This window comes from Lentibacillus kimchii, assembly GCF_055381965.1.
Genome location: NZ_AP043934.1, coordinates 2566113 through 2579897, shown reverse-complemented (window position 1 = coordinate 2579897; position 13785 = coordinate 2566113). Strand labels below are relative to the sequence as shown.

Here is a 13785-nt window from a genome sequence, read left to right as displayed (position 1 = left end):
TTAGTCGGGAAGAATTCAGACTAACGGGTTCTGCAGCAGCCAAGCGCATTGTAATCTAGCAGGCATAAGTAAAAATGACCTTGAAGGGAGTTCGGCATAAATGCACGTTTTAAACCAAAGCGGCTGGATTGAAGTCATTTGTGGCAGTATGTTCTCCGGTAAATCAGAAGAACTGATTCGCCAGGCTCGCCGGGCAATGTATGGCCATTTAGCTGTACGGGTTTTCAAACAGGCGATTGACGACCGTTATGCTGGGCAAACGGTCATGTCCCATAACGGCACATCCACAATTGCTCGTCCTGTCAAAAATGCCGCAGCGATTCTGGATGATTTGGACGGGACTCAAGTGGATGTCGTTGGGATAGACGAAGTGCAATTTTTTGATGAAAAAATCGTTCCAGCCGTCAATGAGCTGGCTGATCGGGGTATTCGCGTGATTGTTGCGGGACTTGATACAAATTTTCGCGGTGAACCATTTGGCCCAGTGCCGCAGCTAATGGCACAAGCTGAATCAGTCTCTAAGCTGACTGCCATCTGCCCGGTCTGCGGATCACCTGCCAGTCGTACGCAGCGTCTGATTGACGGCAGGCCAGCTGCCTATAATGATCCGGTGATTATGGTAGGTGCATCGGAAGCATATGAACCGCGCTGCCGCCATCATCATGAAGTGCCGGACAAGCCCGATAACCGCTCAAACGATATCCGGGCTGTGTCGGACTGAATGATCCCATAAAGAGTGCTGCGGCGCTCTTTTTTTACGCCTTCATGCGGGCTGACAGAAAGAAGGAACAGCTGCGCGACACGTCAGTCATTGAAAGGCTCACAATCCGCGGCTTCATTTTGACCTTGTGGCTGGCGTATATTATAATGATACTTTAACCTGAGAAGAGGTGACCGTTGTGCTCGAGCGTTTAAAGAGTTTGGAAGATCGCTATGAAAAACTGAATGAGCTGCTTAGTGATCCGGATGTTATAAACGACATTGATAAACTGCGTGATTATTCTAAAGAACAATCCGATCTGGAGGAAATCGTGCAGGCTTACCGGCAGTATCAGGACGTTCTTGGTCAATTGAAAGATGCAGAGGACATGCTGGAAGACGAATCCGACGAAGACATGCAGGAAATGGCCAAAACGGAAATTGAAGAACTGACGGAAAAGGAAAAAGATCTGGAAGAGCGGCTGAAAGTTCTGCTTATGCCAAAAGACCCGAATGACGATAAAAACGTCTTTATGGAAGTCCGTGCGGCTGCTGGTGGTGATGAAGCTGCCTTATTTGCCGGTGACTTGTATCGCATGTATACCAAATATGCCGAGATGCAGGGCTGGAAAACTGATGTGGCGGAAGCCCATCCAACCGCGGTTGGCGGCTATAAAGAAATCGTTTTTATGGTAAACGGAACGGGTGCTTATTCGAAACTGAAGTTTGAAAACGGGACCCACCGTGTCCAGCGTGTCCCAGAGACCGAATCCGGGGGACGCATCCATACGTCGACAGCTACGGTAGCCGTGCTGCCGGAAGCAGAAGAAGTGGAAGTTGAGCTTAATGACAAAGATATTCGCGTCGATGCGTTTGCCGCCAGCGGACCCGGCGGCCAGAGTGTCAATACAACGATGTCGGCTGTCCGTCTGACACACGAACCAACAGGAATCGTCGTATCCTGTCAGGACGGAAAGTCACAAATTAAAAACAAGGAAAAAGCGATGCGTGTGCTGCGTGCGCGGCTCTATGATAAATACCAGCAGGAAGCTCAGCAGGAAATTGAGGAAGACCGCAAGTCTGCTGTTGGAACTGGTGACCGTTCTGAGCGGATTCGCACGTACAATTTTCCGCAGACCCGTGTGACAGATCACCGTATCGGTCTGACGCTGCAGAAGCTTGATCAGGTGATGGAAGGCAAACTGGATGAAATTTTTGATGCCCTGCTTCTGGAAGAACAGACACAAAAACTTGAGGAAATTGGCGAATAGTTATGGCAGAATCCAAGCTGCATGAAGTCCTGCGCCGGGCTTCTCTTTTTTTAGATGATAACAGGCGCGAGCCGAAAGTGGCGGAACTTCTTTTAGAGCACTATCTGGATGTGGACCGGACAGCGTTTTTCGCGATGATGCGTGACCCGGTTCCAGAAGATGTGCTGCAGCGTTTCTGGTCTGCGGTGGAAGCGCATGCCCAGACTGGCGTGCCGCTGGAGCATTTAACCGGATATGCCCCTTTTTATGGACGCGATTTCCGCGTCACCGGCGACACGCTGATTCCCCGCCCAGAGACGGAGGAGCTCACACAGCTGGCTGTTCAGACGGCATCACCGGAGCCATTCACGATTGCCGATATTGGCACCGGGAGCGGCAGCATTGCGGTGACACTGGCTCTGGAACTGCCACAGGCCGCCGTATATGCGACAGACCTTTCCACGAAAGCTCTGGAGGTGGCGCGTTACAATGCGGCGCAGATGGAGGCTGATGTTACCTTTTTTGAGGGTGATTACGGCAAACCGCTGCTCGAACAGGGTCTTCAGGTCGACATGCTTGTTTCCAATCCGCCTTATATCGCATTAGACGAGAAATCCACTTTGTCCGATACGGTCAAAAATTTTGATCCGGAAGAAGCGTTATTTGCCGGTGACGATGGGCTGGCCGGGTACCGGACAATCGTCAATCAGCTGCCGCGTCTCGTGAAACCGCACGGCTATTGTTTATTGGAAGTGGGCAGCCAGCAGGCGCAGACGGTCCAGTGTTTATTACAAGGAGCCTTTCCTGAGAGCCATGTGGCGATTGTTCAGGATATCAGCCAAAAGGATCGCATGGTTAAGGCGGGTCCTTTAATAGATTCCTAGTATATGTAAAAAACCCCTTGGCCATACTGTTGATAAGACAGCTTGGGAGAGGGGTTTTTTACGATGCAAAGGGTCGTGTATTCAGCTATTATAGCCGTTATGATAATCTTAGTAATCCCTGTGACCGGGACTAGCGGGGATATGGCAGCAAATAGTTCAGCAAATGCAGCTCAGCAAGATATACAAGTGATCCCAGATGAGGCCATTCGCCTGCGCATTCTGGCTGACAGTGATGCTGAATCGGATCAGGAGCTAAAACACAAAGTGCGTGATAACGTGAATGCGGCGATCACAGACTGGGTTGGCATGATCACCGATATTGATAAAGCGCGTGAGCTAATTGCAGCGAATATTCCAGAAATCCGCACGATTGTTGAGGATACACTAAAGGAAGAAGGCAGTTCGCAGTCATCTGAAGTTGAATATGGCAAGAATATTACGTTTCCGGCTAAATTGTATGGTTCTTATCTTTATCCGCCAGGTGAATATGAGGCGGTTTTGATCACCCTTGGCGAGGGTGAGGGCTCCAATTGGTGGTGTGTTCTGTTTCCGCCGCTCTGTTTTCTGGACTTTTCCAGCGGTTCGACAGTGGCTGAGGCGGAAGAGACGGAGACCGGTGACGATGACGATGATAAGGAAGACGACGAAGAAGAGGCGTCTGATGAGGAAGAGACTGACGTTAGATTTTTTCTCTTTGAATGGTTTGATTGATTCATAGATTAGTTCGTTTTCACATAGTATTCTAGAGAATCTGCCAAAACATAGAGGTGAAAATCATGGAACTAATAACGGCCGAACATGCATCAGAGGAGAAACTAAACGATTTTTTGCAGCACAATCAAAATCTGGAACGTGAGCAGCTGCTGGCGAAAGGCTATGTCGTGGAATTTGCCGGGAAAATTGAAGGCTGCTTTGTTATGGACGATGTTGCTGATCGTGTCTACTGGCTGAAACAGTTATTTGTGACCAAACAGGCGGCGTCATCGTTGCCAGTTTTGCTGGAAGCCATTCTGGCACTTGCTAGAGAAAAGCAGGCCCAGCAAGTCTTTGTCCACAGTCATCAGCCGATGGTAGATGTGTTACTGGAATCATTGCAATTTCATCCACAAAAAGATAATGAATTCGTACAGAGTTCTCCGAATAACGAAGGATATTGGTGGATGTATCACGTTTCCTGATTAGTTATCAACAATTATATGTGCATAACTGTGTACATCCTGTTTAAAAGCTGTGTATATTAACATCTTGTTGTGCGCAGACCTGTGTATAATCGCCTGATGGGAATAATCCTATTTATGCTGGAAAACCACTATTCCCCATATTTCCAACAGTTGAAGCAATCAGCGGAAAATTTACTTAAATGTGGACAGCCTGTGGATAAATATCTACAGGCTCACTTTTTGTGTTCAAAATGTTATTCAGCTAGAATAAGCCATAGAAAAGAGGGTCAGTCATGATAGAGACAAAACGATGGAATATCCAAACAAAACAGCCGGATGAACGGGCAATAGCCGAGGCGGCATCTCTGCTGCAGAATGGCTATACCGTATCCTTCCCGACGGAAACGGTGTATGGACTTGGGGCTGATGCGACAAACGCTTCAGCCGTTTCTGGTATTTTTCAGGCGAAAGGACGGCCGGAAGATAACCCGCTAATTGCCCATGTTGCGTCGAAAGGACAGCTGCAGAATCTGATTTCAGCGCTCCCGCCTGTTGCCGAGAAACTGCTTGATACCTTTACACCGGGCCCGCTGACGCTTGTGCTTTCAAGCAATGGAGCTTGTGCGGCGAATGTGACCGCTGGGCTCGACTCCATTGGCATCCGCATACCGGAACACCCGGTGGCGCAAAGCTTGCTGCGAGCATGTGACCGACCAATTGCTGCGCCAAGTGCCAATTTATCAGGGAAACCGAGCCCGACGACAGGAGAACATGTCTGGGCTGATTTAGAAGGAAAAATTGCCGGGCTCATCGATGCCGGTCCCACCGGAGTTGGGGTAGAATCAACCGTCGTTGACTGCACACAGGAAATACCGGTCATTCTGCGGCCGGGCGGCATTACCAAAGAACAGCTCGAGGAAACCGTCGGCACGGTGATGGCCGATCCCGCATTGGCTGGTATGGCAGACAGTCCCAAAGCCCCGGGTATGAAATATACACATTATGCACCAGAAATCCCCATGTATCTTGTTGCTGGTGCGCCGGCAAAACTGCAAACGGCGATTGACCGCGCGAGCAGAAACGAGAAACGTGTTGGTGTTCTGGCCAGCACACAGACAGCGGAGCAGCTTCATTCGGCGCGCATTATTCCGCTTGGGGAGGATTTGCATGCTGTTGCGGCGGCGATTTATGATGCCCTGCGGCTGTTTAAAGACGGCGATGCCGATGTGATATTATGTGAAGCTTTTCCAAAGGAAGGCATAGGACGGGCGATCATGAATCGTCTGGAAAAAGCCGCCACGCGTTACTTGCCTGATTGATGCAAGTATTCAGCCATGCCTGTGTCTAAATGCCACAACGTCCTCAACTGAAACCGGCTGGCTTTAACAGCCTGTCTCCTATGTCTGCATATGGCAGACCGGACAAGCATAGAATGCACTAGCATGTCTGAGGGGGCGTAAAGATGCCGGTCTATCAATTAGGGGAAATGGTTTCACTTGTTTTTATGGCGTTTGCATTAGGGATGGACGCCTTTTCCATAAGTTTGGGCATGGGAATGCAGCAGATCAGACTAAAACGGATTGCTATAGCAGGTCTTGTAGTCGGTTTTTTTCATACTGTGATGCCATTTACGGGCATTGTTTTGGGATCTTTCATTTCCACCCAAATTGGACATTATGCCGAACTCAGCGGTGGTCTGCTTCTGGTCGCAATCGGTGCGCAAATGATTTTTTCCGCATTTAATTATGAAACAAAGAAACTGGTTCAGCCTGTTGGTCTGGGTCTGATTTTTTTCGCGTTTAGTGTGAGCCTGGACAGTTTCTCAGTCGGTCTCAGCTTGGGCCTGTCCAATGGCAAGACCGTTATTGCTCTAATTTTGTTTGCCGCTGCCAGTACATTCCTGACCTGGGCTGGCATGCTAATGGGAAAAAAGGTTTATGGGCTGCTGGGCGCCTATAGTGAAATACTGGGCGGCAGCATTCTTGTTGGCTTTGGCTTACATATATTATTTAGCTGACAATCAGGAAGACTTTCCAAAGCAGATGGAAAGTCTTTTTTTTTTCGGCGTGATAAAATGCGATCATAAATGACAAAAAATAGAGACAATGGTACCATTTAACGGAATAGAATGAGAAAGGTCGCAGATAAAGATGATAGCTGTTCAATTAAGACGATTACGACAGAGCAAATTATTCTATATCAGTCTATTACTCGGCGTTTTGATAACGTCGGCACATTACATACAAACGACAAGGACCATTTTACAAGGGGAAGCGTCAACTATCCCCGATTCGTCTTATCTATTATGGTTAAATGCCAGTGACTCTGAAATCACCAATTTGTTCTTCTTGTTAGTACCGATTCTAGCTGCTCTGCCGTTTAGTACCCAATTTCTTGTAGATAGAAAGACCAATTATTATGAACTGATGATGATGAGATCCGGGAAATATAAGTATCTGTTTTCAATGTTAGCTGTTAGTGCTTTCGCAGGATTTCTAGCTATTGCTATACCATTACTTATCAATTTTCTTTTGTTTTCTCTTACTTTTCCGGCTATCCATCCGGATCCTTTTGTGTATTATACGCAAGGTCTTTTTTCGTTTAAAACATTATTTTATTCTCTGCAGCTGAATTTCCCTTTAATTCACACGTTGTTTTATATCTTTTTAAGCGGCATAATTGGCAGCTTATTCGCTGTTTTTTCTGCAGCGTTGTGTCTTCATATTCGATTCTCACTCATTAGTTTGGTTATTCCGGTCATCATCAGTATATTAATTTCTGGGCTTAGTGAACTTGTCGAAGTGGGATTGTCTCCTATCGACTTTTTGGATATGAATGCCACTGCTCCTGTTTATTTATGGTGTATCGCGTTATTTGGTATTTTAATGATTATGTTAACTTTTATTCTAGCTATTATAGGTGTGAGAAGACTTGTTAGATAAAAATTACTTAAAATTTTGCGTCACATCATTTTTTGCACAACGGAAAAACATTTATTTATATCTAGTCACTGGCCTGATAATGTTATTAATATATGGCTTTTTTATGGTGCTATATCAGACAATCGATCCGGATACAGCCAGGCCCTATCATGTCATAACGTATGATGTGCTCAACTATTATCAATTAGTTTATTGGTTTTTAATCCCATTTATTTTGCTATGTGTCCTTGGGAGTCAAATACACAACATTCCAATAGACTTTCAAGTAAGGATGAATAGTCTTCGCCGGTTATTAAGTTTTTACGTCATTCAAATAAGTATGATGGCAATCTGGGGAACATTTATAATTGGATTTATAACATTTGTGTCCTTTCCTCTTTCATCAAAAGCCATCACGTCACATGATTTTGTGCATATTTTTGGGCTACTTATATTTTGTTATCTCAATCTCACGAATATAGGTCTATTACTGATAGTACTCGCAAAAAAGTTTCAGGTACAGATTAGCTTTCTTATTGTTTTTGTAGTATCCCAGATGGACCAGTATTTGTTTGGTCATGCGATTTTTAAATCGACCAATTTGCTGTATACACCCGATTTTTCGTTCATCAGACTTATAACAGCACTATCGGAAAACGCTGTTCTGATGTTTGGGTTACTAGTCATATTGTCTGTACAGATTAAAAGGAAAGAAGGATAAATGAATGCTTCCGTTAATCAAAAGAGATGTGAGGCTGCGTTTACATCACGGAAAAAATCTCATTATAGCCCAATTTTCCTTCTTTTTAATCACGACAGTTTCTTTTATCCTTATGTTCACGTTGAATGATCTGAATACGCAAATGGAATGGCTATCTTTTGAGCAATTTTGGGATGGCTTTTCAGAGCTGGACTTAAAAATGTTTAAGCAAGATGGCACCCTCGCCACGCCATATTTTTGGCTAATTTTTCAATTGCTGTATTTTTTATCACTCAGAACATTTTTCACAGCTGATTTAACAAGCAGCGGAGGACTCATAATCATTCGTACCGGAACTAGAAAATTTGTTATGAGTAAAGTCATATCATTATTACTGTATACAACGATTTATATAGCTTTGTTTGTTTTCTATATTTGCTTTGTTTCGTCTATTCAACACTTTCTGTTTGATAGCAGTATGTCCTGGAAAGCAAATTGGGAAACGTCTATTATCTTTTGTATTTTTTTAATTCTTGTCTTATTTTTAGAATCACTTTTTTATGAGTTAGCAAGTTTGATGATGGGTGACATAATACCATACATAATCTTGATTAGTGTTAATTTCCTATCTATATTCAGTCAGAATATAGTTTTAGTCACTAACTATACTATGTTCAGCAGATGGAGTGAAACAGGGTTATACAGTGACAATACGCTATTAATGCTGACTTGGGTTAGCAGTATGATTATTCTATTGGTCTTGCTTACATTGTGGTTGGTAAAGAAAATCGATTTTGTCTATGAAAAAGGGGAGTAATAACCATGTATGTCGTGGGTGAAAATGTAACCAAAAAAATAAAGGATTTTGTCGTTTTAGATAATATTAGTTTCTCTCTGGAAAAAGGAAAAGTACATGGCATTCGCGGGCACAACGGATCGGGTAAAACCATGCTGCTTCGTGCAATAGCTGGCCTGATTAAGCTATCTGATGGAAAAGTAGTAGTTGATGGAAAAACAATTGGAAAAGATATACTTTTCCCTGAAGATGTTGGTGTTTTAATCGAATACCCGAGTTTTATTCCGGATTATACGGGATTTCAGAACTTATTATTTTTAGCAAAGATAAAAAATAAAATAAGTGAAGAAACCATTCGGGAAACATTGAATTTAATAGGGCTGGATCCAGATGATAAAAGGAAGTTTAAAAAATATTCGCTTGGTATGAAACAGCGTTTGGGTATAGCACAAGCCATCATGGAAAGCCCTGATTTATTGTTGCTGGACGAGCCAACAAATGCCTTAGATGAAAAAGGTATTTCGTTTATGGAGCAAATTATACAAAGACTTAAATCAGAGGGAAAGACAATCGTTGTAACAAGTCATGACCGGGATTTCTTACAAGAGGTTTCAGATGATATCTACTCCATTTCTGAAGGGGTTGTTACCAAGTGGGAAGACTAATAAAAAGCAAAAGCTTATATGTGATACTCGCAGTCGTATTACTTGTTGTTTTTTCAGTTCGGATTGAAGCTGTTAATGATGACCGGGATCATTATGAGACCTATAGAGTGGATGTTCAAAACGGAGATGTCGTTACCTTAGGAGATTTAGAGATGTCATTTGGTGAAGCAACTTCCCCGAAACTGGAGGAATCTGAGAATCAGGCGAATGGTAAAAAAGCCGTTTATAAGCTGCCTATTAAGATAACTAAAAAAAGTGATGCTCCGCTTAAGTCAGAGAACCAATTTGCCATTTATGAAAAATATAAGGATTACATAAACCTGCCACTTGTGGATTACCATGGTAAGTTGAATAATCAAGGCGTTTTTTCTACCCTTAGTTCACTGAAAAAAGATGAAAGTGTTAATTTGACAGTATCTACTGATTTTGTAGTGGGTGATTTGTATTATTATTACGATGATTATAATACAGATAAAGCTGCTTATATTGTCATCGTTGGTCCACAAAGTGAAAAAGGCATGCCGCTTTATTATTACAAATTATAAACGAATGTTTAAACTGAATCCCTTAATGCAAACCCCCCCCATTATTTTCTGACAACCGCGCGATTCTGTGATATAGTTTGAGTAAGAATCATCCTGCATCCACGACAATCAGCGGAGGTTATGCGTTTGAAAATTCTGTTTGTATGCACCGGCAATACATGTCGCAGTCCCATGGCTGAAGCGCTGCTGAAATCGAAAGTACCTGATGCCGAGGTGCAGTCGGCAGGTCTTTTTGCCCCCAGTAATCAAGGTCCAGCCGGTAATGCTGTTGAGGCATTGAAACACGAGGGCATTACGCTGGATAGCCGGTCCAAGCCGGTCAGTGAAGCGCTGCTGCACTGGGCGGATCTGGTGCTTACCATGACGACACAGCACAAGCAGTCACTCATCCTCGAACACCCTGACTCTCAGGCTAAATATTTCACATTAAAGGAATATGCAGCACTTGACGATATAGAGATATGGGACGAATTAAAACAACGGTATGCAGCCTATGAGGAGAAACGTTTGCAATTCTTTAAGGCTTATCGGCACCAAATGGATGATCCTCAACTTGAACAGGCATTGAATGCTCATATGCAGGAAGAATGGCAGAGGATTCAGAAACTGGAAGAACGCCTGATCAGCTATGATATTCCGGATCCATTTGGCGGCAGCCTGACAGATTACCAGAACACATTGGCAGAACTTGAAACGTCTGTCAGTGTTTTGGCGGAAAAGCTGCGTACCAAATAGTTGAGTTGGAGGAACGTGTGATGAAACAGCATTATCGCTTTAGTCTGCGGGTGAAACTCGTTGGTCTGGTAACCTTATTAGCTACTATTACGTATTCAGTCAGCGCATTATTTATCTATGTTTTCTATGATTATGTTCAGACATTTTGGGCTATTTCCGAACAGTGGTTTACAATTATCACTCTGGTTCTGGGCATTATCTGGTCAGGGATACTGGCTTATTTTGCAGCAAGGTATATTACAAAACCTTTAGAAAAACTGAAAGATTCCGCAACAAATGCTGCTGATGGTCATTTGCAGCAAACGATTGACATACCCAAGTCAGAGGATGAGATTCGGTCGTTGTCCATTGCCTTTAAGACGATGCTTGATAATCTGACGGGTATGGTTCAGAATATCGATGAACATGCCGCGGCAACAAACCAGTCTGTCAGCCGGATAAAGTCAGCAGCCGAGCAGGCCGCCCATCATGGCAAGCAGGTTGATGCTTCAATTGATGAGATTTCCAAAGGGGCTGAAAACTCATCTGAGTCCATCCAGCAGACGGCTGAAGCTGTTGAGGAAGCGTCACAGCTTGCCCAGGGCGTGCAGACCAAAGCCAGTGAATCGCAGGAAAAATCCAGTCAGATGCTGAAAATGCTCAGCGACAGCCGTGCTATTGTCAGTGAATTGGTGACGGGGATAAGTCAGCTGGCAAGCGAACAGGAAAAGTCTTTGGAAGATGTTGATCATCTGAAGGAGCATACCGTCCAGATTGAATCCATTATTACAATGGTTGGCGATATTGCCGAACAAACGAATTTGCTGGCTCTCAATGCCTCAATTGAAGCCGCTCGGGCCGGTGAGCAGGGCAAAGGTTTTGCTGTTGTCGCCGAGGAGATTCGTAAATTAGCAGATCAGAGTGCGAGTGCCGTAAAGGATATTTCTGATTTAATTAAAACTGTTCAGGGTGATGCCCAGTCTGTTGTAACCAGTATGAATGAGCATGTGGCCTATGCCAGACAAGAAGTGGAGAACGGCAAAAAGACCGATTCAGCTATTGACGACATGTCAAAATCGGTGCATGATACGGCTAGCGTTATTGAGGATATTTCCGCGTATGTTGACAAACAGCTGAATTCGATCCAGGCAACATCCGAACAATCCCAGGAAGTTGCTGCGGTTGCTGAAGAGACGTCCGCCGGAGCTGAAGAGGTAAATGCGAGCATCCAGGAACAAGCTGGGACACTTGCAGAAATGGATACAATGACTGCAGAATTGGAAAAACAGGCAGGTGCGCTGACGGAACAGGTTCAGCAATTTCATATTGAGCATGACCAGGATGAGGAGGCCTCGGATGATGGCGTTACAACAGCAAGTCAGGCAGGATATGGACGCGCTGGCTAGGGAATGGCTTGAAAGCGGCTATCTCCAGGCAGGAGATGTATTCGTTGTTGGCTGCTCCACCAGTGAGGTGGCTGGTGAGCGTATTGGCACATCCGGCAGTGAAGACATCGCTGCGGCGCTTTTTGCCAGTCTGGAGAATCTTAAGGCGGACACGGGCATCACGGTAGCTTTTCAGTGCTGTGAACATTTAAACCGGGCACTTGTCGTGGATAAATCAGCTCGGAACAGATTGAATCTGGAAGAGGTATCTGCTGTACCTGTACCAGATGCAGGCGGTTCGATGGCTGCTTATGCCTATAAGCAAATGAATGAACCGGCTGTTGTGGAAACGATCCGGGCTGACAGCGGCATCGATATCGGGGACACGATGATTGGCATGCATTTGAAACCGGTTGCCGTGCCGCTTCGCTTTAACCAGCGCTTGATTGGAGAGGCCCGGGTAACGGCTGCCCGCACCCGCCCGAAACTGATCGGAGGCGAGCGTGCGGTGTATCGGGTATGAAGACGCATTAAGGCGGTCACACGCAACACCATTAGAATACAAGGGGGAAATGACTCATGGAACACTTGAAGCAAACAGATGACGCGTTGTACGAAGCCCTTCAGGCAGAAAAAACACGCCAGCAGGAAAAGATTGAACTGATTGCTTCGGAAAACTTTGTATCAGAAGCTGTTATGGAAGCGATGGGATCAGTGCTGACGAATAAATATGCGGAAGGCTATCCGGGCAAACGGTATTATGGCGGCTGTGAACATGTGGATGTGGCCGAAAATCTGGCACGCGACCGGGCTAAAGAGCTGTTCGGTGCCGATCATGCCAACGTCCAGCCGCATTCCGGGGCACAGGCCAACATGGCTGTTTATTTCTCTGTCCTGGATCCAGGTGATACGATTCTCGGCATGAATCTAAATCACGGCGGTCATTTGACCCACGGCAGTCCGGTTAACTTCAGCGGCCGCATGTACAATGTGGCTGACTACGGTGTCGATCAGGAAACCGAGAGGCTTGACTATGACGTTATTCGTGAACGGGCAAAAGAAGTCCAGCCGAAACTGATCATCGCTGGTGCGAGTGCTTATGCACGGGAAATCGATTTTGCCAAATTCCGCGAGATTGCGGATGATGTTGGCGCGTACTTAATGGTTGATATGGCGCATATCGCCGGTCTTGTAGCGGCAGGTCTGCATCAGAATCCAGTGCCGTATGCAGATTTTGTCACGACGACCACCCATAAAACACTGCGCGGGCCACGCGGCGGTATGATTCTGTGCAAAGCGGACTACGCGAAGAAAATTGACAAGGCTGTTTTCCCTGTCATGCAGGGCGGACCGCTGATGCATGTAATCGCTGCCAAAGCCGTTTCTTTCAAAGAAGCGCTGTCTGATGGATTTAAGACTTATGCCGAGCAGATTATCCGAAACGCCAGAGCCTTGAGTGAGGCACTCAGCAAGGAAGGGCTCCGGATTGTTTCCGGCGGTTCAGATAATCATCTCCTTCTGGTTGATGTGACACCACTTGGATTGACTGGCGATGTGGCTGAAAAAGCGCTGGATGATATCGGCATCACCGCGAATAAAAATACCATTCCATTTGATAAGGAAAAACCGTCCGTTGCAAGCGGTGTCCGGATGGGCACAGCAGCTGTGACAACGCGCGGCTTTACAGAAGCTGATATGCAGGAAATGGCTTCAATTATCGCCTCTGTATTGAAAAACTATGAGGATAAAAGCGTCCTGCAGGAAGCAAAAGAACGTGTAACAGCTTTAACCAGTAACTACCCATTATATGCGTAAGTGATAAGAGGCGGGGACATAACGAATACCTCAAGCGTCAAACAATGCTCAGATTCAGCGGAGGAAAAGACGGAGACTCCTGCGGGAGCAAAGGCTAGGTGAGACCCCGGAGCGCGCCAGCGCTTCGGAGGCTCACCAGCCGCCCGCGGAAAGTGACGTCTATTTCCGGAGCGGTTCAGTCACGCAAGTGGTTCGCACTTTTGTCCCCCCCGTATTACGCTTATCATTTTCATTCACCGAGAGTTTTGTCC

The 13785-nt window shown here is 45.5% G+C and carries 16 protein-coding genes; all 16 read left to right on the top strand.

The features are described from left to right. Positions 1 to 100: 100 nt before the first annotated feature. Positions 101 to 721 carry a thymidine kinase gene (locus ACZ444_RS13475; protein ID WP_382360293.1) on the top strand — a complete coding sequence of 207 codons (621 nt, stop codon included), beginning with the start codon at positions 101 to 103 and terminating at the stop codon, positions 719 to 721. A 178-nt stretch (positions 722 to 899) separates the two neighbouring features. After that, positions 900 to 1970: a peptide chain release factor 1 gene (prfA, locus tag ACZ444_RS13470; RefSeq protein WP_382360290.1), complete on the top strand. Its 1071-nt coding sequence runs from the start codon at positions 900 to 902 to the stop codon at positions 1968 to 1970. A 2-nt stretch (positions 1971 to 1972) separates the two neighbouring features. Further along, positions 1973 to 2833 (top strand): peptide chain release factor N(5)-glutamine methyltransferase, encoded by an 861-nt coding sequence (gene prmC, locus ACZ444_RS13465; RefSeq protein WP_382360287.1) that lies wholly within the window; start codon positions 1973 to 1975, stop codon positions 2831 to 2833. Positions 2834 to 2932: 99 nt separating this feature from the next. After that, positions 2933 to 3544 carry a stage II sporulation protein R gene (gene spoIIR / locus ACZ444_RS13460; RefSeq protein WP_464433415.1) on the top strand — a complete coding sequence of 204 codons (612 nt, stop codon included), beginning with the start codon at positions 2933 to 2935 and terminating at the stop codon, positions 3542 to 3544. Positions 3545 to 3609: 65 nt separating this feature from the next. After that, positions 3610 to 4011, top strand: a complete 402-nt coding sequence (locus tag ACZ444_RS13455; protein WP_382360281.1) for a GNAT family N-acetyltransferase — start codon at positions 3610 to 3612, stop codon at positions 4009 to 4011. 275 nt (positions 4012 to 4286) lie between these two features. Then, complete coding sequence (locus tag ACZ444_RS13450; protein WP_382360278.1) at positions 4287 to 5312, top strand: L-threonylcarbamoyladenylate synthase; 1026 nt, start codon at positions 4287 to 4289, stop codon at positions 5310 to 5312. 143 nt (positions 5313 to 5455) lie between these two features. Then, entirely contained in the window at positions 5456 to 6010 is a 555-nt protein-coding gene (locus tag ACZ444_RS13445; RefSeq protein WP_382360275.1) for a manganese efflux pump MntP, read from the top strand. Positions 6011 to 6341: 331 nt separating this feature from the next. Continuing rightward, positions 6342 to 6935, top strand: coding sequence for a hypothetical protein (locus ACZ444_RS13440; RefSeq protein ID WP_382360273.1), 594 nt, complete (start codon positions 6342 to 6344; stop codon positions 6933 to 6935). A 535-nt stretch (positions 6936 to 7470) separates the two neighbouring features. Further along, positions 7471 to 7635: a hypothetical protein gene (locus ACZ444_RS13435; RefSeq protein WP_464433412.1), complete on the top strand. Its 165-nt coding sequence runs from the start codon at positions 7471 to 7473 to the stop codon at positions 7633 to 7635. A gap of 121 nt (positions 7636 to 7756) precedes the next feature. Next, positions 7757 to 8431, top strand: a complete 675-nt coding sequence (locus tag ACZ444_RS13430) for a hypothetical protein (protein ID WP_464433410.1) — start codon at positions 7757 to 7759, stop codon at positions 8429 to 8431. A gap of 5 nt (positions 8432 to 8436) precedes the next feature. Next, positions 8437 to 9075: an ATP-binding cassette domain-containing protein gene (locus ACZ444_RS13425; RefSeq protein WP_382360267.1), complete on the top strand. Its 639-nt coding sequence runs from the start codon at positions 8437 to 8439 to the stop codon at positions 9073 to 9075. Further along, positions 9063 to 9620, top strand: coding sequence for a hypothetical protein (locus ACZ444_RS13420; RefSeq protein ID WP_382360264.1), 558 nt, complete (start codon positions 9063 to 9065; stop codon positions 9618 to 9620). Before ACZ444_RS13425 ends, ACZ444_RS13420 begins: the two co-directional genes overlap by 13 nt. Positions 9621 to 9746: 126 nt before the next feature. After that, the gene (locus tag ACZ444_RS13415; RefSeq protein WP_382360261.1) at positions 9747 to 10355 is read left to right on the top strand and encodes a low molecular weight protein arginine phosphatase; all 609 of its coding nucleotides are present in this window, start codon (positions 9747 to 9749) and stop codon (positions 10353 to 10355) included. Between the two features lie 20 nt (positions 10356 to 10375). Further along, complete coding sequence (locus ACZ444_RS13410) at positions 10376 to 11740, top strand: methyl-accepting chemotaxis protein (RefSeq protein ID WP_382360258.1); 1365 nt, start codon at positions 10376 to 10378, stop codon at positions 11738 to 11740. Continuing rightward, complete coding sequence (locus tag ACZ444_RS13405; protein WP_382360255.1) at positions 11694 to 12242, top strand: TIGR01440 family protein; 549 nt, start codon at positions 11694 to 11696, stop codon at positions 12240 to 12242. Before ACZ444_RS13410 ends, ACZ444_RS13405 begins: the two co-directional genes overlap by 47 nt. Before the next feature lie 56 nt (positions 12243 to 12298). After that, positions 12299 to 13534, top strand: a complete 1236-nt coding sequence (locus ACZ444_RS13400) for a serine hydroxymethyltransferase (protein WP_382360252.1) — start codon at positions 12299 to 12301, stop codon at positions 13532 to 13534. Positions 13535 to 13785: the final 251 nt, after the last annotated feature.